Source organism: Brachybacterium sp. AOP3-A1-3 (assembly GCF_052378285.1).
Classification (GTDB): Bacteria; Actinomycetota; Actinomycetes; order Actinomycetales; family Dermabacteraceae; genus Brachybacterium.
Window position 1 is genome coordinate 26,930 of the sequence record NZ_JBQSXM010000021.1, and the last position, 18,972, is coordinate 45,901.

General features: G+C 70.0%; 14 protein-coding genes. 10 read left to right on the plus strand and 4 right to left on the minus strand.

Annotated elements, in window-relative coordinates:
* Positions 1-258: 258 nt before the first annotated feature.
* The 3 genes from mmsB to chvE all read right to left on the minus strand — a co-directional run bounded on the left by mmsB (position 259) and on the right by chvE (position 4,228).
* Entirely contained in the window at positions 259-1,440 is a 1,182-nt protein-coding gene (mmsB, locus tag ACT3T5_RS17270) for a multiple monosaccharide ABC transporter permease (RefSeq protein ID WP_444595035.1), read from the minus strand.
* A 9-nt stretch (positions 1,441-1,449) separates the two neighbouring features.
* Positions 1,450-2,991 (minus strand): multiple monosaccharide ABC transporter ATP-binding protein, encoded by a 1,542-nt coding sequence (gene mmsA, locus ACT3T5_RS17275; RefSeq protein WP_444595036.1) that lies wholly within the window; start codon positions 2,989-2,991, stop codon positions 1,450-1,452.
* Between the two features lie 85 nt (positions 2,992-3,076).
* Entirely contained in the window at positions 3,077-4,228 is a 1,152-nt protein-coding gene (gene chvE, locus ACT3T5_RS17280; RefSeq protein WP_444595037.1) for a multiple monosaccharide ABC transporter substrate-binding protein, read from the minus strand.
* Between the two features lie 456 nt (positions 4,229-4,684).
* Here chvE and ACT3T5_RS17285 point away from each other — a divergent pair, with 456 nt between their 5' ends.
* The 6 genes from ACT3T5_RS17285 to ACT3T5_RS17310 all read left to right on the plus strand — a co-directional run bounded on the left by ACT3T5_RS17285 (position 4,685) and on the right by ACT3T5_RS17310 (position 13,347).
* Positions 4,685-5,707 (plus strand): LacI family DNA-binding transcriptional regulator, encoded by a 1,023-nt coding sequence (locus tag ACT3T5_RS17285; protein WP_444595038.1) that lies wholly within the window; start codon positions 4,685-4,687, stop codon positions 5,705-5,707.
* Between the two features lie 470 nt (positions 5,708-6,177).
* Positions 6,178-7,836 carry a xylulokinase gene (locus ACT3T5_RS17290; protein WP_444579668.1) on the plus strand — a complete coding sequence of 553 codons (1,659 nt, stop codon included), beginning with the start codon at positions 6,178-6,180 and terminating at the stop codon, positions 7,834-7,836.
* Positions 7,837-7,984: 148 nt separating this feature from the next.
* Complete coding sequence (locus ACT3T5_RS17295) at positions 7,985-8,704, plus strand: L-ribulose-5-phosphate 4-epimerase (RefSeq protein WP_444595039.1); 720 nt, start codon at positions 7,985-7,987, stop codon at positions 8,702-8,704.
* 72 nt (positions 8,705-8,776) lie between these two features.
* Positions 8,777-10,285, plus strand: a complete 1,509-nt coding sequence (gene araA, locus ACT3T5_RS17300) for an L-arabinose isomerase (RefSeq protein WP_444579670.1) — start codon at positions 8,777-8,779, stop codon at positions 10,283-10,285.
* A gap of 265 nt (positions 10,286-10,550) precedes the next feature.
* Positions 10,551-11,945 carry a D-arabinono-1,4-lactone oxidase gene (locus ACT3T5_RS17305; protein WP_444595040.1) on the plus strand — a complete coding sequence of 465 codons (1,395 nt, stop codon included), beginning with the start codon at positions 10,551-10,553 and terminating at the stop codon, positions 11,943-11,945.
* Positions 11,946-12,054: 109 nt separating this feature from the next.
* On the plus strand, positions 12,055-13,347 hold the full coding sequence (locus ACT3T5_RS17310; RefSeq protein WP_444595045.1) for an alpha-galactosidase: 1,293 nt from the start codon (positions 12,055-12,057) through the stop codon (positions 13,345-13,347).
* A 41-nt stretch (positions 13,348-13,388) separates the two neighbouring features.
* Here ACT3T5_RS17310 and ACT3T5_RS17315 read toward each other — a convergent pair whose 3' ends face one another.
* Positions 13,389-14,309 (minus strand): DUF1206 domain-containing protein, encoded by a 921-nt coding sequence (locus ACT3T5_RS17315; protein ID WP_444595041.1) that lies wholly within the window; start codon positions 14,307-14,309, stop codon positions 13,389-13,391.
* A gap of 499 nt (positions 14,310-14,808) precedes the next feature.
* Here ACT3T5_RS17315 and ACT3T5_RS17320 point away from each other — a divergent pair, with 499 nt between their 5' ends.
* The 4 genes from ACT3T5_RS17320 to ACT3T5_RS17335 are packed head-to-tail and all read left to right on the plus strand — an operon-like array spanning position 14,809 to position 18,733.
* Positions 14,809-16,101 carry an extracellular solute-binding protein gene (locus ACT3T5_RS17320; protein ID WP_444595042.1) on the plus strand — a complete coding sequence of 431 codons (1,293 nt, stop codon included), beginning with the start codon at positions 14,809-14,811 and terminating at the stop codon, positions 16,099-16,101.
* 4 nt (positions 16,102-16,105) lie between these two features.
* Positions 16,106-17,041 carry a carbohydrate ABC transporter permease gene (locus ACT3T5_RS17325; RefSeq protein ID WP_343924750.1) on the plus strand — a complete coding sequence of 312 codons (936 nt, stop codon included), beginning with the start codon at positions 16,106-16,108 and terminating at the stop codon, positions 17,039-17,041.
* The gene (locus tag ACT3T5_RS17330) at positions 17,031-17,999 is read left to right on the plus strand and encodes a carbohydrate ABC transporter permease (RefSeq protein WP_444595043.1); all 969 of its coding nucleotides are present in this window, start codon (positions 17,031-17,033) and stop codon (positions 17,997-17,999) included. Before ACT3T5_RS17325 ends, ACT3T5_RS17330 begins: the two co-directional genes overlap by 11 nt.
* Positions 17,996-18,733, plus strand: a complete 738-nt coding sequence (locus ACT3T5_RS17335; RefSeq protein ID WP_444595044.1) for a hypothetical protein — start codon at positions 17,996-17,998, stop codon at positions 18,731-18,733. Before ACT3T5_RS17330 ends, ACT3T5_RS17335 begins: the two co-directional genes overlap by 4 nt.
* The last annotated feature ends 239 nt before the right edge of the window (positions 18,734-18,972 follow it).

Sequence of the window (18,972 nt, forward strand, 5' to 3'; positions counted from 1 at the left end):
GTCAGCGCTCATCACGAAAGGGTCGGACTTCAGAAGCACAGTTCGTCATCGCTCAAGGCGGACAGAACGGCGCCCCGTCATCGCGCGCATCGCGGGCGCCAGGACGCCGTCGGACCTCTCTCGGCCCTTCAGACCCGAACCGGTCATCGCTTCATCGACTCGACGCACGGAACCCCGCCGCCGTCCTCGACCATGGGGATCGAGGATGGCGACGGGGTTCCGGTCGCAGGCGACAGAGCCAGGCCCTGTCGTCGCCTCTCAGGCTCCGCTGGTGGAGCGCTTCTTGTTCCAGACGTCGAAGGCCACGGCCACCAGCAGCACCACGCCGCGGACGACCGACTGCGTGGACTGGTCGATGCCCATGATCTGCATGCCGTTGGACATGACCGCCATGATGAGACCACCGATGATCGCGCCGTGGACCTTGCCCACGCCACCGGTCACCGCCGCGCCGCCGATGAAGGCGGCCGCGATGGCGTCCAGCTCGAACATGTTGCCGGCGCCCGGCTGGGCGCTGTTCGAGCGCGCGGAGTAGACGATGCCGGCGACCGCGGAGAGCAGGCCCATGTTCACGAACAGGAGCATGTTCACGCGGCGGGTCTTCACGCCGGAGAGCTGCGCGGCCTGGAGGTTGCCGCCCATGGCGTAGATGTGTCGACCGAAGATCGTGTTCTGGCTGATGAAGCCGTAGATGAGCACGAGGGCGGCCAGCAGGATCAGCACCACCGGCAGGCCGCGCGAGTGCGCGAGCTGCCAGGCGAAGGCCATGACGACCACGGCGATCGCGGCGGTCTTCAGCCAGAACAGCGGCAGGGCCTCGACCTGCTGCTTGTACCTCAGCTTCGCCAGGCGCCCGCGGTACTGCTGGACCGCGAAGACCACGATCAGCGCAGCGGCGAGGAACAGCGTGAAGGCGTCGTAGCCGTTGCCGCCGAAGAGCCCGTTGAGGAACCCGCCGGAGATGTACTGGTACTCCTTGGGGAACGGCGAGAGCGAGACGTTGCCCAGGACCTGCATGGCCATGCCGCGGAAGATGAGCATGCCGGCCAGGGTGACGATGAACGCCGGGATGCCCACATAGGCCACCCAGAAGCCCTGCCACAGGCCCACCAGCACACCGGTGCCCAGCGCCGCGAGCACGCCGAGCCACCAGGGCATGCCGTGGCCGATCACCACGACGGCTGCGACGCCGCCGGTCAGGGCGACCACTGAGCCGACGGACAGGTCGATGTGCCCGGCCACGATGATCAGCACCATGCCGATCGCGAGGATCAGGATGTAGGAGTACTGCAGCACCAGGTTCGTCAGGTTGCCCGGGCTGAGCAGGGCACCGCCCGTGAGGATCGTGAACAGCACGATGATGAACACGAACGCGATGTAGATGCCGCTCTGACGCATGTTCCGCGTCAGGAGCTCTTTGATGTCAGAAGTTCCCGCCATGAGGCGCGCTCACTCCCTTTCCCTGGTCATGAGCTCCATGAGGTGCTCCTGCGTGGCGTCCTGAGCGGCGACCTCGCCGGTGATGCGCCCCGTAGACAATGTGTAGATTCGATCGGAGAGCCCCATGACTTCGGGCAGCTCCGAGGAGATGACGATGATCGCCTTGCCGGACTCGGCGAGCTCATTGATGATCGAGTAGATCTCGAACTTCGCGCCGACGTCGACGCCGCGGGTGGGCTCGTCGAGGATCAGCAGCTCGGGCTCGGTGTACAGCCACTTGCTGAGCACGACCTTCTGCTGGTTGCCGCCGGAGAGCTTGCCGACGGGCGCCATGACGGTCGGGGTCTTGATGTTCAGCGAGGAGCGGTAGCGCTCGGCGACCGCGATCTCCTCGTTGCCGTTGATCCACCCGCCGGTGGTGATCTTCTTCAGACCTGCCGCGGTGACGTTCGTGCGGATGTCCTGGATCAGGTTCAGCCCGTACTGCTTGCGGTCCTCGGAGACGTAGGCGATCCCGGCGTCGATGGCGTCGGAGACGGTCTTGATCTCCACGGGCCGCCCGTGCATGAACACGGTGCCGGAGATGTCCCGGCCGTACGAGCGCCCGAAGACGCTCATGGCGAGCTCGGTGCGGCCGGCACCCATGAGCCCGGCGATGCCGACGACCTCGCCGGCGCGCACGGTCAGCGCCGCGCCGTCGACGACCACGCGCCCCTGCTGGGTGGGGTGGCCGACGTGCCAGTCCTCGACCCGGAAGATCTCCTCGCCGATCTCGGCGTGGCGCTCCGGGTAGAGGTTGTCGATGTCGCGGCCCACCATGCCCTTGATGATGCGCGGGATGAGGGTGCGCTTCTGCTCGGCGGGCACGTCCATGTCGATGGTCTCGATGGTGGAGCCATCGCGGATGATCGTCGTGGCGTCGGCGACGGCGGCGATCTCTCCGAGTTTGTGGCTGATGATGATGCTGGTGACGCCCTCGTCGCGCAATCCGCGGATGAGGCCGAGCAGGTGCTCGGAGTCGTCGTCGTTCAGTGCCGCGGTGGGCTCGTCGAGGATCAGCAGGCTCACGTTCTTGGTGAGCGCCTTGGCGATCTCCACGAGCTGCTGCTTGCCCACACCGAGCTGTCCGACGGGGGTCACGGGCTTCTCGCGCAGTCCGACGCGCTCGAGGAGCTCGGCGGCCCGGGCGTTGGTCTCGTGCCAGCTGATCACGCCGCCCTTGGTCTGCTCGTTCCCCAGGAAGATGTTCTCGGCGATCGACAGGTGGGGCACCAGGGCGAGCTCCTGGTGGATGATCACGATGCCCTCGGCCTCGGAGTCATTGATGGTGGCGAAGCTGACGGGGCGGCCGCGGTAGTGGATCTCGCCCTCGTAGCTGCCGGCCGGCTCGACGCCGGAGAGCACCTTCATGAGCGTGGACTTGCCGGCGCCGTTCTCGCCGCAGATCGCGTGGATCTCGCCCTCGCCGACCGTCAGGGACACGTCCTTGAGGGCGACGACGCCGGGGAATCTCTTGGTGATGGACCGCATCTCGAGGATGTGTTCGGTCAAGGGGCCCTCCTTCGGGCAGGAGGGTCCCAGCGCCGCGATCTCGCGTGCGCCGGGACCCCACCGGATTACTGCTGCAGAGGCTGGCTCAGAGCTGGCCGGACTCGACCTGCTCAGGCGTGTAATACCCGGAATCGACCATGATCTCCTGGTAGTTGTTCTCCAGGACCATCTGGATCGGGAGCAGGTACGACGGCACGACCTTCACGCCGTTGTCATAGGTCTCGGTATCGTTCGCCTCGGGCTCCTCGCCCTTGAGGATCGACTCCGCGCTCAGGATGGCCTGGTCTGCCAGGGTGCGGGTGTCTTTGAAGATGGTCGAGGACTGCACGCCGTCAGCGATCAGCTTGATCGAGGCGATCTCTGCGTCCTGCCCGGTGACGACCGGCAGACCCTCCTCGAGCGTCGGCCCGAGACCGGCGTTCTGCAGGGCGTTGATGATGCCGCGCGACAGCGGATCGGCCGGAGAGAGCACACCGGCCAGCTCCTCGCCGCCGTTGTAGTGCGTGGTCAGCAGGTTCTCCATGCGCTTCTGAGCCGTCTCCTGCTCCCAACGCTGGGTGGCGGCCTGCTCGATGTCCGTCTGCTCGGACAGCACCACGAGGGTGCCGTCGTCGAAGTACGGCTGGAGGGTGTCGATCGCGCCCTGCCAGAACAGATGGGCGTTGTTGTCGTCCAGCGATCCGGCGAAGAGCTCGACGTTCAGCGGCCCCTTCGGGGCGTCGTCGGCGGCCTCGAACTTCTCGTCCAGCAGGCCCAGGCCGAACATCAGCGCGTTGGCCTGGTTCACGCCCACCTTGTAGTTGTCGAAGGTGACGTAGAAGTCGACGTTCTCGCTGTCGGTGAGCAGGCGGTCGTACGCGATGACCGGGATGTTCGCCGCGGCGGCCGCATCGAGCTGCGAGGAGAGCGAGGCGCCGTCGATCGAGGCGATCAGCAGCACGCTGACGCCCGAATTGACCATCTGATCGATCTGCTGCTGCTGCGTCGGGATGTCATCCTCGGCGTACTGCATGTCGACCTTGAAGCCCTTGTCCTCCAGGCCCTTCTTGATGTTGTTGCCGTCCGCGACCCACCGCTCGTAGGTCTGGGTGGGCATCGCGACGCCGACGGTCTGGTCGCTGGGTGCGGCGTCCGTGTCGGGGCCGCCGGATCCTGCGCCTTCGCCGCCACAGGCGGCCAGTCCGAGCGCGGCCGCCGTGGCCGTCGCGCCCAGCATGAAGATTCTCCGGTTGTACATGGGTATTTCCTCCTCGAAATCGCCGACTGCTACCTGCAGCAGGGGACGTCCCGCGTGGCTCTGAGCGTGTACGGCGCCGGGCTGCTCCGCCCGTCACCGCGTCGACATCGCCTCGGCGGGCACTGCTGGACCCTGGGCGGGTCCGTGTCCTTGGTTCGCATGCCATCGATGGCACCGAACGCCCCGAATGGTAACGTTCACATTGAAGCAGATGTCAAGAAGAGTCGACCCCACGCGGGTCACGAATCAGCAACGACTTACCACTGGTAAGTTCCGTGCAATGCGGTGACCTGCTGTAAAGCGTTTTCACGCGTTGGCGCAGGTCATGCACGACACGGGGCATCCACGCCGGGCCGGGCACGGAATCCTCGAACCCGGCACCCTGGCCGACCTCCACCGCCACCCGCCCGGACCGTCGCCCGCTCGGACCGCCGCACCGCCCCCAGGAAGGACCCCATGGACACCACCGCCCGCCGTCCCTCCATGGCCGACGTCGCCGCCCGTGCGGGCGTCTCCTACCAGACCGTCTCCCGCGTCCTCAACGAGCCGGAGATCGTGCGCCCCGACACCCGCGCCCGCGTACGGCAGGCGATCGCCGAGCTCGGCTACACCCGGAACCGGGCCGCCCGCGCCCTGAAGACCACCCGGTCCTCGCTGATCGGCATGCTCACCGACGGCTCCGCACTGTTCGGGCCGGCAGAGACCACCACCGCGATCGAGTCCGCCGCCCGCGAGGCCGACTACTCGGTGCTGCTGACCACCGTCGGCGCGCACGACGACTGCGACCGCGAGATCGGCGCCGAGCTCCTGGGCTCCGGGGCCGACGGCGTCCTCGTGGTCGCCGCCCACGAGGGCATGGTGCCAGCCGTCGCCGCGGTGGCCCGCTCCACCCCGGTGGTCGCGGTCTCCGCGCAAGCCCCTCGAGTGCCCGGGGTGGAGGTCGTCGGCGTGGACCAGCGGCTCGGAGCGCTGCAGGTCATCGAGCATCTGGTGCGCACCGGCGCCCGCTCGGTGGTCCACGCGGCCGGACCGCAGGACTGGTTCGACGCCCGCGCCCGCCTCGAGGGCTTCGAGCACGCCGTCGAGCTGCACGGCCTCGACGCAGCCGTCGTCGGCCCCGGCGACTGGACCCCTCGAGCCGGCTACGACCTCGCCAACGACCTGGTCCGGGAGGGCCTGCCCGACGCGATCTTCGCCGCGAACGACATGATGGCGATCGGCGTGCTCCACGCCCTGCACGAGCACCGGCTGCGCATCCCCGAGGACGTCGCCGTGGTGGGCTTCGACAACACGCTCGGCGCCGAGTTCCAGATCCCCTCCCTGACCACCGTCTCGCAACCCTTCGCGGACCTCGGCCGCCTGGCCCTGCAGCACCTGCTGTGCCTGCTCGAGGGGCAGGAGCTCCCTCCCGGAACCCCCAGCACGCTGCCGCCTCGCCTGGTCGTGCGCCGATCCACCCGTCCCGAACGCACGCACTGACCGCCCGCCGCCCGGGCCCGCCGGTCCCGCCGGCCGGAGGGGCGCAGGGGTGCAGGGGTGCAGGGGTGCAGGGGTGCAGGGGTGCAGGGGCACTGGTCCACTGGGGCGCTGGGTCGCAGGCACGCTGGGGCGCTGGGGCGCTGGGGCGCTGGGGCGCTGGGGCGCTGGGGCGCTGGGGCGCTGGGGCGCTGGGGCGCTGGGGCGCTGGGGCGCTGGGGACGACACTCCCGGTGAGGCCCACCCACTCCACCGAAACGTCCCGCTGACGGGACGTTTCGAGGGACTCGACGAGACCGACGTCGTCACGGGTGCGCCGGGGCAGGTGGGGTCACGAGCTCGACAGGCACGACGGGGCAGGCGAAGTCACGAGCTCGACGGGCTCGACAGGGCCGACCGACGGCCGGCGCCCAGATCTCGAGATCAAAATGTGAACGTTGACATTGGTGGGTGCCACCTGGTGGGATGACCCCATGACGCACGCCGCCGTGTCCTCGCCGGACCTTCCCCGACCCGATGCCGCCGCCCTCCTCGAGGCCGGCAGCGCCCATCTCGGCCTCGAGCTGGGCTCGACCCGCATCAAGGCCGCGCTGGTCGACGACGCAGGTCAGGTGCTCGGCACCGGCTCCCACGCCTGGGAGAACGAGTTCGCCGACGACAGCTGGACGTACTCGCTGGACGACGCCTGGACGGGCATCCAGTCCTGCTACGCCGACCTCGTGCGGGATGTGCGCGAGCGCCACGGCGTGGAGCTCACCGAGCTCGCGAGCATCGGCATCTCCGCGATGATGCACGGCTACCTCGCACTGGACCGCGACGGCGAGCTGCTGGTCCCCTTCCGCACCTGGCGCAACACCTACACGGCTGACGCCGCATCGCTGCTCAGCAGCACCTTCGGGCTCAACATCCCGCTGCGCTGGAGCGTCTCGCACCTGCTGCACGCGGTCCTCGGCGGCGAGGAGCACGTGCAGCGTCTGGGCCGGCTCACCACCCTGGCCGGGTACGTCCACGAGAAGCTCACCGGTCGCTCGGTGCTCGGCGTGGGCGACGCCAGCGGCGTGTTCCCGATCGCCGCCTCGGGTGATGCCTACGATCCCGAGCTGCTCGAGCGCTTCGCGGGCCTCGACGCGGTCGCCGATCTTGCGTGGTCGCTCGCGGAGATCCTGCCCGAGGTGCTCGTGGCCGGGCAGGACGCCGGCACGCTGACCTCCGAGGGCGCCGCCCTGCTGGATCCCACCGGTGCGCTGCGCGATGGCGCCGTGGCCGCTCCTCCGGAGGGCGACGCCGGCACCGGCATGGTCGCCACCCAGGCCGTGGATCCGCGCACCGGCAACGTCTCCGCCGGCACCAGCGCCTTCGCGATGGTGGTCCTGGAGAAGCCGCTGTCCGGTCCTCGCGAGGAGATCGACCTGGTCACCACCCCGTCGGGCGATCCGGTGGCGATGATCCACACCAACAACTGCGCGGGCGATCTCGACGCCTGGCTGGGCCTCTTCGGTCGCTTCGCCGAGCTGCTGGGCCACCCCGTCGGCCCGGAGGAGCTCTACGCGACCCTGTTCGCCGCCGGCGCCGAGGGCGAGGCCGACGCCGGCGGCGTGCTGAGCTACAACTACATCTCCGGCGAGCACCAGACGGGCGTCCCCTCCGGCCGTCCTCTGCTGGTGCGCGAGCAGGAGGCCCGCTTCACGCTCGAGAACTTCATGCGCTCCCAGCTCTACGGCGCCTTCGGTGCGCTCGCGGTGGGCATGGAGGCGCTGCTGAAGGACGAAGGCGTGCAGCTGGACGTCATGTTCGCCCACGGCGGGATCTTCCGCACGAAGGGCATCGCCCAGCAGATCCTGGCCGACGCCCTCGCCACCCCGGTCGCCGTGGGCGAATCCGCCGGGGAGGGCGGCGCCTGGGGCATGGCGCTGCTGGCCGCGTACACCGCGTGGACCCGCCGCGCCTCGGGTGCCCGCCGCAGCTCGGGCGCCGCCTCGCTCAGCAGCTTCCTGGCCGAGCAGATCTTCGCCTCCCAAGAGCTCTCCACCCTGCAGCCCGACGAGGCCGGGATGGCGGGGCACGCCTCCTGGCTCGCCGGCTACCGCACCGGTCTCGAGGTCGAGCGGAAGGCCGGCGAGGTGCTCGCCTGATGCTCTGACCTTCTGGCCTTCTGGCCTTCTGGCCTTCTGGCCTTCTGGCCTTCGGGTCCTCTGGCCCCCTCCTGATGGCGCCCGTCGCCCCTACTCGATCTCGCCCGCTGACGTTGACCACCCTCCGCCCCGATCCAGGAGCTGCCCCATGACCCTCGTCCTCACCGACCTCCCCCAGGCCACCCAGGAGGCCGTCGCGGCGACCCGCGAGCGCGTCGCCGCCCTGCACGCCGAGCTGCCCCGCAACGGACTCGTCGTCTGGACCGCCGGCAACGTCTCCGAGCGCGTGCCCGCCACCGACCCCGAGGTCCCCGGCCTGCTGGTCATCAAGCCCTCCGGGGTCTCCTACGACGAGCTCACCGCGGACACCATGGTGGTGTGCACCCTGGACGGCGCGAAGATCGTCGACGGGACCCCCGATTCCCTCACGCCCTCCTCGGACACTGCGGCCCACGCCTACCTGTACGAGCACATGGACGAGGTGGGCGGCGTGGTCCACACCCACTCGACGTACGCGACCGCCTGGGCCGCTCGCGGCCAGGAGATCCCCTGCGTGCTGACGATGATGGGCGACGAGTTCGGCGGCCCGGTCCCCGTCGGCCCCTTCGCGATCATCGGCGACGACTCGATCGGCCGCGGCATCGTGGAGACCCTCACCGGGCATCGCAGCCCGGCCGTGCTCATGCAGAACCACGGCCCGTTCACGATCGGCACGGACGCCCGCGCCGCCGTGAAAGCCGCGGTGATGGTCGAGGAGGTCGCGCGCACCGTGCACATCTCCCGCCAGCTCGGCGAGCCGCTGCCCATCGCGCAGGGGCACATCGATTCGCTCTACGACCGCTACCAGAACGTCTACGGCCAGCACTGACGCCGGCCCCACCCGACCCGCCGATCCGTCGGCCCACCACCCCAAGCCACCCCTGAAGGACGAGGACACCCCATGCAGAACCCCTTCGAAGCCCGCGAGATCTGGTTCCTGACCGGCAGCCAGGGCCTGTACGGCCCCGAGACGCTGGACCAGGTCGCCGAGCAGTCCCGCGTGATCGCCGAGACCCTCGACGCAGGTTCCTCGATCCCCGTGAAGATCGTCTGGAAGCCGGTCCTCACCGACCGTGACGCGATCCGTGAGACGGCCCTGGCTGCGAACGCCGACCCGGCCTGCGTGGGCGTCATCGCGTGGATGCACACCTTCTCGCCGGCGAAGATGTGGATCCAGGGCCTCGACGTCCTGCGCACCCCGCTGCTGCACCTGCACACGCAGGCCAACGTCGAGCTGCCCTGGTCCACGATCGACATGGACTTCATGAACCTCAACCAGGCAGCGCACGGCGATCGCGAGTTCGGCTACATCGCGACCCGCCTCGGCGTGAACCGCAAGACGGTCGTGGGCCATGCGAGCGACGCCGGCGTGCAGGAGAAGGTGGGCCGCTGGGCCCGCGCCGCCACCGGCTGGGCCGAGATGCACTCCCTGAAGCTGGCCCGCTTCGGTGACAACATGCGGGGTGTCGCGGTCACCGAGGGCGACAAGACCGAGGCCGAGCTGCGCCTGGGCGTCTCGGTGAACACGTGGGGCGTGAACGACCTGGTCGAGGTGGTCGACGCCGTCGCCGACAGCGCGATCGATGAGCTGGTCGACGAGTACGAGCAGCAGTACGACGTGGTGCCCGAGCTGAGGAAGGGCGGCGAGCGCCATGAGGCGCTGCGCTACGGCGCCCGCCAGGAACTGGGCCTGCGCACCTTCCTGGAGGAGGGCGGCTTCGGCGCCTTCACCACCAACTTCGAGGACCTCGGCGGGCTGCGCCAGCTCCCGGGCCTCGCGGTGCAGCGCCTCATGGCCGACGGCTACGGCTTCGGCGCCGAGGGCGACTGGAAGACCGCGATCCTGGTGCGGGTCGCCGCGGTGATGGGCCACGGCCTGCCCGGCGGCGCCTCCCTCATGGAGGACTACACCTACGAGCTCACGCCCGGCAGCGAGAAGATCCTCGGCGCCCACATGCTCGAGGTCTCCCCCTCGCTGACCACCTCCAAGCCCACCCTCGAGATCCACCCGCTGGGGATCGGCGACCGGGAGGACCCGGTGCGTCTGACGTTCACGGCCGACGCCGGCCCCGCCGTCGTGGTCGCCCTGTCGGACATGCGCGAGCGGTTCCGCCTGGTCGCCAACGTGGTCGAGGTGGTCGAGCCCGAGCACGACCTGCCGAAGCTGCCGGTGGCCTGCGCCGTCTGGGAGCCCGCCCCGAACTTCGCGACCTCCGCCGAGTGCTGGCTGACCGCCGGCGCCGCCCACCACACGGTGATGAGCACCGCCGTGGGCCTCGAGGTATGGGAGGACCTCGCCCAGATCGGCGATATCGAGCTCGCCGTGATCGACGAGGACACCACCGTGCGCTCCTTCGCCCAGGAGCTGCGCACCAACCAGGTCTTCTACCGCCTCGGCCAGGGCTTCTGAGGCACTCCCAGGGGCTGACGGCCCAGAGGTCGACGGGCCAGGAGGCCTGAGGCCCAGAGGCGCCTGCCCGCTCGGCTCGCCGCAACCCGCTGCCGCCCGCTCAGCGAGGCAAAGGTGGGGGAATGAGAGCAGCATTCCCCCATCTTTGCCTCGCTGAGGGCGCCGACCCGCGGTGAGGTGGCAGAGGCCGGGGCACCGTGCGCTTCCCGGCCGGCCACGCCACGCCAATTTCTCACCACACACCGACCACAACGAGGTGGACCGCATGACCTCCCAGAGCGCAACATCGTCCGGCGGCACCACCGGCCCGGAGCTCTCCCGGCCCGGCCTCAGCTGGTCCGGCACGGTCGACTACGGGCCGGGGCCGCTGCACGTCCCGACGTCCGTGGAGCAGCTGCGCGCGCTCGTGGGCCGCAGCGGCCGGATCCGGGCGCTCGGCACGCGGCACTCGTTCTCCGAGGTCGCGGCGAGCGACGCGGACCTGGTCACCCTCGCGATGATGCCGTCGGACCTCGAGTTCGACACCGCCGCGCGCACCGTGCGGGTCGCAGCCGGGGTGCGCTACGGCGAGCTCGCGGTCGCGGCCGCGGCGCAGGGCCTGGCGCTGGCGAACACCGGCTCGCTCCCCCACATCTCGGTGGGCGGCGCGAGCGCGACCGGTACCCACGGCTCGGGCGACGGCAACCGATCGCTCGCCTCGGCCGTGCGCGCGGTCGAGCTGGTCACGGCGGGCGGGGACCTCCTGACGCTCTCCCGGGAGGGGGATCCCGAGATCTTCGACGGGGTGGTGCTCTCCCTCGGCATGCTCGGCGTGGTCACCCACCTGACGCTCGACCTCGTGCCCGCCTTCACGATGCGGCAGCGCGTGTATCGGGACCTCCCGGCGGGCGAGGTCTCCGGGCCCGGCCTGTCGGAGGTGCTCGCCGGCGCGTACAGCGTGAGCCTGTTCCACCACTGGGACGGGACCATGGCGCAGATCTGGGCGAAGCAGGCGGTTGCCGTCGGCTCGACGGACGGGCCCAGCGGCGGCTCCCCGTCCGGCGTCGGCGCCTCTGCCCACACAGGAGCCTCCGACCTGCCCACCGACGCGAGCTCGCCCTTCCCCGAGATCTGGCACGGCGCACGCCTCGCCACCGGCGCGGTGCATCCGCTGCCGGGGATGCCCGGCGACTTCTGCACCGATCAGTCCGGCGAGCCGGGGCCCTCGCACGAGCGTCTGCCGCACTTCCGCCTGGAGTTCACACCGAGCAGCGGCGAGGAGATCCAGTCGGAGTACTTCGTCCCGCGCGAGCAGATCGCCGAGGCGCTGGCGGCGGTGATGCCGCTCGGCGAGCGGATCCGTCCGCTGCTGCACGCCTCCGAGGTGCGCACCGTCGCGGCCGACGACCTCTGGCTCTCCCCCGCCCACCAGCGCGACAGCGCCTGTGTGCACTTCACCTGGAAGCAGCTGCCCCACGAGGTCGAGGCGCTGCTGCCGGAGATCGAGGAGCGGCTGGCCCCCTTCACCCCGCGCCCCCACTGGGGGAAGGTCTACACCCTCGCCCCGGAGACGGTGCGCGAGCAGTACCCCCGCCTCGCGGACTTCCAGGCGCTGCGCGACCGCCTGGACCCGCGCCGGGTCTTCCGCAACGACTACGTCGACCGCCTGCTCGGAGAGTGACCCGATGACGACCCCCAGCCCGACCCCCGCACCTGCGTCCGAACCCGCGCCAGCAGCGGCACCCGCAGCGGTACCCGCACCCGCACCCGCCGACCCCTCCCGCCCGCCGATGGGCTGGAACAGCTGGGACTGCTACGGCACCACCGTCACCGAGGAGGAGGTGCTGGCCAACGCCCGCTTCCTCGCCGAGCACCTCGCCCCGTACGGCTGGGACACGGTGGTGATCGACATCGACTGGTCGGACCCGTCGGCCCGTTCCCACGGCTACAACGCGGACGCCCCGCTGGTCATGGACGAGCACGGCCGGCTGCTGCCGGACCCCGGACGCTTCCCGAGCTCCGCGGACGGGGCCGGCTTCGGGCCGCTCGCCGCGCAGCTCCACGGTCTGGGCCTGCGCCTGGGCATCCACGTGATGCGCGGGGTCCCCCGCCGCGCCGTGGCCGCGAACACCCCGATCGTGGGCAGCACCCTGCGCGCGTCAAACATCGCAGATCCCACCAACTCCTGCGAGTGGAACCCGGACATGGTGGGCATCGACCACACCGTGCCCGGCGCGCACGCCTACTACGACTCGGTGCTCGCGCTCTATGCCTCCTGGGGCGTGGACTTCCTCAAGGTCGACGACATGCTGTGGCCCTACCAGGCCGCCGAGATCGAGGCGTTCTCCGCCGCGATCGAGGGCTGCGGCCGGCCGATGCAGCTGAGCCTCTCCCCCGGCCGCGACCTGGCCCTCACCCGCCTGCCGCATCTGCGCGAGCACGCGGCCATGTGGCGGATCTGCGACGACCTCTGGGACCGGTGGGAGGACGTCGAGGCGAACTTCGCACGCTTCGCCCGCTGGGCCCCGCACTCGGGCCCGGACGGCTGGGCCGACGGAGACATGCTCCCGCTGGGGCGCATCGGGATCCGCGCCGAACGGGGCGAACCGCGCCATGATCGGCTCACCCCCGAGGAACGTCGCACCCTGATGACGCTGTGGGTGATCGCCCGCTCCCCGCTGATGATCGGCGGCGACCTGCCGAGCTCCGACCCGGAGACCGTCGCTCTGCTGCGCAACGATGCCGTGCTCGAGGTGCTCCGCGCCTCCTCCGGCAACCGCGAGGTGTTCCGTGAAGGGCCGCTGGTCCTGTGGACGGCCGACGGGGACGGCGACACCCGCTACGTCGCCGCCTTCAACCTCGGCGCGGACGAGCTTCCCGTCGCGCTCGACAGCCAGGACGTGGACCTGCCCTCGCACCTCGAGGGCCAGGTCACCGAGCTGTGGAGCGGCAGCGAGGTGCCCACCCGTCCGGTCACCGAGCAGTCGGACGCCGCCCGGGGCGTCGCCCCCGGCTCCACGGCGCTCGACGTGGTGATCGCCCCGCATGGAGCACTGCTGCTGAGGTACGCCCCGGCACGCTGAGGCGACGAGGCTCCGGGCTCTCGCTCACACCTCCAGCCCGCTCACATCTCCTGGTAGCGGGACCGCAGCGCGCAGTAGACGCCGAAGAGGATCAGGCCCACCCCGACGAGCAGCAGCATCGCCACTCCCGCAGGCAGCCCCGCCATGGTTTTCAGCGCCCCGTCGAGCCCGGTCGCCTTCTCCGGGTCTGCGGAGATCGCGGCCCATCCCAGCAGTGCTCCGACCGCCGCCAGCGCGAGCCCCTTCGCGACATAGCCGACGATCCCGGTGATCCGCAGCGCGGCTCCGACGCTCCGGGCTCCGCTGCGCTCCAGCTGCCGGAGGAAGCGACGGGTGACCCCGAGGACCACGAAGCCGATCCCGATACCGATCACGACGGCGCCGGCGAGGAGCACCAGCGCCCGCCCCGGCCCCGAGCCCAGCAGGCCCGCCGTAGCGGACTGCGTCTGCGCCTCCGAGGACGACCCGCCGCCTGCGGCGAACCGCAGGACCATCACCGACAGGGCCGCGTAGACCACCGCAGGCCCCAGCCATCGCAGCGCGTCGACCACCGTGGCCCTCAGCCCCTGGGCGCTGCGCGCGGCGAACCAGGTGCGCAGCAGGAGCCACAGCGCCAGGATGCCCATGACCAGCCCGCCGGCCCACAGCAGGATCTGCCCGCCGGGCGCCTGCGCGATCATCGCCATCGCCCCGCTCTGATCCGCACTGCCCCCGGAGTCCCCGAGCGCGAGCCGCACGGCGATCCATCCGATGAGCACGTGCACCAGCCCGCCCATGAGGAAACCGCCCCGGGCGACGGCCTGGAACGCCGGCTGCTCCTCGACGGTCTCCGCAGCGTCCTCGACGGTTTCCGCAGCGTCGCCGACGGACTCCGCGGCGTCACCGACCGCCTCGGATGCTCCTGATTCCCCGGAAGCTGCTGCGTGCTCGTCGCTGCGCCCAGCGCTCTCGTGCGATCCCATGGCTGAACTGTAGGGGCCCGCGCTTCGGCGCTCGAACAGGCTCGGAGCGGATGTCGTCAGATGGGCCCCGGCGATACCCGTGCGAGCGCCGTCCCGACGTCGGTGGCGGATGCCCTCACCGGGCCCCGGGCCCCGTGCGCGCCCGCCCTCGAGCGCCGCCCAACATTCCATTCGGATAACGGCACTCGGGCCGGGAACAACGTTTGCACGTCGTTTCGCAACGTTGCATCGAGCCACTACCTGGAAGTACGTCCGGCGAGCTCTCGCCGCCACCGCCGGAAAGCGCGTGCCGACAACTCATGGCAACTTCCCGACAGAACGTGCAGAACAGCGGACATTCGTGTCTCACCAGTGCGCGACCCAGGTCACATCGAGCGGATGCTCCGGTCCACCTCGTTCGTCGTGCTGGCGCAGGGACGCCGCCGGCCGATGAGGTCCGATGCGCACCCGCCGAACTGCCCAGAGCCCGTCACTCCCCCTCCCCGAAGGGACCGCAAAGATGCTGTCACGACGTTCCATGATCTCCGCCGCCGGTGCCACGGGCATCGGTCTCACCGCCGCCGCCTGCGGATCCACCGAGGACACCAGCACGGGCGGCCCGGTGAACATCGACGCCGAGGCCACCGACCTGTCCGGCGACGTCACCCTGCTCACCCCGGACTTCACGGGGGATGCGGCCGCCGAGCTCAAGGACATGATCAAGGCCTTCACGGACGAGAACTCCGGAGTGAAGGTCAAGGTCGATCAGGTCGCCTGGGACAAGCTCAACGAGAAGCTCTCGACCTCGATCGCGGGCGGCCTGGTGGCCGATGTGATCATGTCCGGCGTGGGCTGGACCCCGCCGTTCGCGCACAAGGAGATCTTCGCGGAGCTGCCCTCCGACTACGTCGACGGGCTCGGTCTCGACGAGGCGCTGCTCGGCTCGTGCCGCTACGAGGACAAGTACTACTCGCTGCCGATCGGCATGGACCTCCGCTTCGTGGTCTACAACAAGGAGATGTTCGCGGCGAAGGGCATCACCGAGGCGCCCACGACGATGGATGAGCTCGCCGAGGTCGCGAACGAGCTGACCGGCGACGGCGTGGTCGGCTTCGACCTGCTCACCAAGAACATCCGTCAGGCTTGGATCCATCTGCTCTACGCCTTCGGGGGCACTCTCTTCAGCGAGGACGGGCTCACGCCCACGCTCCAGGAGGAGCCCGGCGCGAAGGCCACCCAGTGGATCCTCGACCTGATGGACAAGGGGGCGGTCGACTACGACCTGCAGGCAGCCGAGGGGCAGCCCACCCCGTTCATGCAGGGGGCCGCGGCGATGCAGCTGGTCAGCACGGCGGACTGGATCACCTGGGCTGACATGACCCCCGAGCTCGCGAAGAAGGACGCCGTGGGGATGTTCCTCCTCCCCGGCGCGGACGGCAACGACCCGGTGATGTTCCAGGGCGGCACGATGATCTCCGTCGGCCAGCGCTCGAAGAACCAGGACGCCGCGGCCGCACTGGTCAAGCACCTCATGACCCCGGAGATGCTCGCCGCCGGCAACGCCGCCACCGGCAAGGTGCCGCCGACCCCGGACATCCCCGACACCCCGGAGATCACCGAGAACTACCTGACCACGTTCGCCCTCGAGCACCTGGACAAGGCCGGCGCGGCCGAAGGCGGCTCCGCGGCGTGGATGGAGATCCGCGGCAACCTCCAGCCTCTCATCGAGGCGTGCCTGACCGGGCAGTCGGACGTCCAGAAGATGCTGGACGATATGAAGGCCCTGTGCGACGACGCGATCTCCCGGCTCTGAGCCGATGACAGCGACCGCCACCCGGGCCACCCCACGAGCAGCGTCGGCTCCTCGCCGCCGACGCGGTGGCCCGCGCGCCGCAGAATCGCGCTGGGGACTGATCCTCGCCGCGCCCGCCGCACTGCACACCCTGATCTGGATCGGTATCCCGATCATCGTCGCGTTCATCCTCAGCATGACGGCGTACGACGTGGTCACCCGACCCGAGTTCAACGGATTCGCGAACTACGCGACCATCTTCCAGGACGTGATCTTCTGGAAGGCCGTCCTCAACAACGTCATCATCGCCGGCGTCGGGATCCCGATCTCGATGTTCCTGGCGCTCGTGTTCGCGACGATGCTGAACCGGGCGATCCCCGGCCGTGGCATCTTCCGCGTCATGGTGTTCCTGCCGCACATCACCGCGACCGTCGCCGTGGCGATGATCTGGCTGTGGATCTACTCGCCGTCCACGAGCGGCCTGATGAACACCGCCCTCGGCGTGGTCGGTATCGGGCCGCTCCCCTACCTGACCAGCCCGAAGCTCGCGCTGGCCTCCGTCATCCTGGTGACGATCTGGCAGGGCATCGGCCTGAAGATGCTCATCTACCTGGCCGCCCTCCAGGGAGTCGATGAGCAGCTGTACGAGGCCTCGTCGATCGACGGGGCGAATTTCATCCAGAAGTTCCGCCACATCACCATCCCGATGCTCCGCCCGGCGACCTTCTTCATCCTGGTCACGTCGCTCATCGCCAACTTCCAGACCTTCGACCTGATCTACATCCTCACCGAGGGCGGGCCCGCGAACGCCACCAACGTGGTCACCTACCGGATCTACCAGACCGCGTTCCAGGAGTTCCGGTTCGGCCTGGCCAGCGCCCAATCGGTGATCCTGCTGCTGATGCTGATCGTGCTGACCTTCTTCTCCCGTCGCATCGTCGGAGGCACTGATGGTGACTGAATCCTCGACCCTCGCCCCCGACGCCCCGGGAGCCCCCACGGACCGGACCAGGAAGGATCCCGGATCACCCCGTCGGGCGCGTCAGCACAGCCTGAAGCGGCAGAAGCTGGTCGGCAACACCGCGATGATGGTGTTCCTCGTGGTCGCCTCGCTGATCATGGCCGCCCCGTTCCTGTGGATGGCACTGTCGGCGATGCGCGACCCCACCGAGATGGCCAAGGTGCCGATGCCGTTGATCCCGCAGAACTGGCGGCTGGAGAACTTCTCCGAGACCCTCGAGCGGGCTCCCTTCGGCATCTACGCGCGCAACAGCCTGATCCTGGCCAGCGCCTCTGCGATCCTCAACGTCGTGTTCGCGTCGGCATGCGGGTATTCGCTCGCGAAGCTGCGCTTCCGAGGATCCAAGGTCGTGTTCGGCTGGATCGTCGCCTGCATCATGATCCCGTTCTACGCGACCGTGATCCCGGTGTTCCTCATGGTGCGGCACATGCCGCTGTTCGGCGGGAACTCGATCCTCGGCCAGGGCGGCATCGGCTGGATCGACTCCTGGTGGGCGCTGATCGTGCCCGGGGCGGTCTCCCCGTTCATGGTGTTCCTGTTCCGGCAGTTCTACGTGGGCACGCCCACCGAGCTGATCGAGGCGGCGCGGCTGGACGGGGTGAGCGAGTTCGGGATCTACTCCCGGATCATCACCCCGCTGATCAAGCCGGGGCTGCTCACCGTGGCCCTGCTGAGCTTCGAGGCGGGCTGGAACAACTTCCTGTGGCCGCTGCTGGTGACGACCTCGGAGAACCTCCGGGTGATCCAGGTCGGGATCTCGTCGTTCCGTCAGGAGGCGACCACGGATTGGCACCTGCTCATGGCAGGCACCACGATGGCCGCGGTCCCGATGATCGTCCTGTTCCTGATCTTCCAGCGCTACTTCGTGCAGGGCTTCGCGGCCTCGGGGATCAAGTGACCCCGCGCGCTCCTGCCGCCCCCGCGGGTCCGTCGGTGCTGCCGACGGACCCGCGGGGCCCTGGCGTCCCCGCGCCCTCCTCGCCCGTCGCGCCGGAGCACGTCGACGACCTCTCCCGCTTCGAGCGCGGCATCGGCCGACGCGATCCGCTGGAGGCACGCGGGCTGGTCCGCTTCCTCACCAAGCCGGCCGCGTTCCTCGGGGCGAACTGGGCGGCGCTGCTGGGGATCCTCACGGTGATCGGCATCGTCCCGGCGCTGGCCGGGGCCACCCGCACCACCTCCGACCTCGAGCAGTACGAGGACGCGGCCTTCACGTCCACGCTCGCCCACGTGCGCCGAACGCTGCGCAGGGACGCTCCGATGTCGATCCTGCTGCTGCTCGTGCTCGGCGGGATCGGGGCGAACGCCCTGGTGCTGCCCAGCATGGCCCCCTCGACCCGCGTCTTCGCGGTCGGGCTGATGCTACCCGTGGTCTGGGTGATGGTCGCGCTGCTGAGCGCCTATGTGGTCGCCGCGGCGCGGGACCAGCTCGCGGCCCGTCCGACGGTCGTGCTGCGGGCGCTCGCGCTGGTGGCACGTCGGCCGCTGTCCGCGCTGCTGGCCCCCGTGCTCGTCGTGGCGCTCTCGCCCGTGTGGCTGCTCGCGCCCCTCACGATCGCCTGCGGGTTCAGCGTGCCGCCGTGGGTGGTGGGCCGGGTGTGGGGAGACTCGTCAGCGGGCAGCTCGGTCTGACTCCATCCGACTGCGCGCCTCCCGGCCCCGTGCGCTGACCTCCCCCGCCCAGCGCGGCGGGCTGTGCAGCGGGTTGCGCAGTGGTGCACAGCGAACTTGCGCAGCGGGTTGCGCAGTGATGCACAGCGGACTTGCGCAGTGGTGCACAGCGGACTTGCGCAGAGCGGGTTGCGCAGCATCCACTGGCGCCTCACGTGCAGGTTGCGCCCTATACGCGCAGCCTGCTCACCACGCGCCAG

What these genes read in the sequence shown, in the direction of transcription:
- mmsB (WP_444595035.1), bottom strand. Translation starts at nt 1,440, where the DNA reads ATGGCGGGAACTTCTGACATCAAAGAGCTCCTGACGCGGAACATGCGT.
- chvE (WP_444595037.1), bottom strand. Translation starts at nt 4,228, where the DNA reads ATGTACAACCGGAGAATCTTCATGCTGGGCGCGACGGCCACGGCGGCC.
- ACT3T5_RS17285 (WP_444595038.1), top strand. Translation starts at nt 4,685, where the DNA reads ATGGACACCACCGCCCGCCGTCCCTCCATGGCCGACGTCGCCGCCCGT.
- ACT3T5_RS17290 (WP_444579668.1), top strand. Translation starts at nt 6,178, where the DNA reads ATGACGCACGCCGCCGTGTCCTCGCCGGACCTTCCCCGACCCGATGCC.
- ACT3T5_RS17295 (WP_444595039.1), top strand. Translation starts at nt 7,985, where the DNA reads ATGACCCTCGTCCTCACCGACCTCCCCCAGGCCACCCAGGAGGCCGTC.
- araA (WP_444579670.1), top strand. Translation starts at nt 8,777, where the DNA reads ATGCAGAACCCCTTCGAAGCCCGCGAGATCTGGTTCCTGACCGGCAGC.
- ACT3T5_RS17305 (WP_444595040.1), top strand. Translation starts at nt 10,551, where the DNA reads ATGACCTCCCAGAGCGCAACATCGTCCGGCGGCACCACCGGCCCGGAG.
- ACT3T5_RS17310 (WP_444595045.1), top strand. Translation starts at nt 12,055, where the DNA reads ATGGGCTGGAACAGCTGGGACTGCTACGGCACCACCGTCACCGAGGAG.
- ACT3T5_RS17315 (WP_444595041.1), bottom strand. Translation starts at nt 14,309, where the DNA reads ATGGGATCGCACGAGAGCGCTGGGCGCAGCGACGAGCACGCAGCAGCT.
- ACT3T5_RS17320 (WP_444595042.1), top strand. Translation starts at nt 14,809, where the DNA reads ATGCTGTCACGACGTTCCATGATCTCCGCCGCCGGTGCCACGGGCATC.
- ACT3T5_RS17325 (WP_343924750.1), top strand. Translation starts at nt 16,106, where the DNA reads ATGACAGCGACCGCCACCCGGGCCACCCCACGAGCAGCGTCGGCTCCT.
- ACT3T5_RS17330 (WP_444595043.1), top strand. Translation starts at nt 17,031, where the DNA reads ATGGTGACTGAATCCTCGACCCTCGCCCCCGACGCCCCGGGAGCCCCC.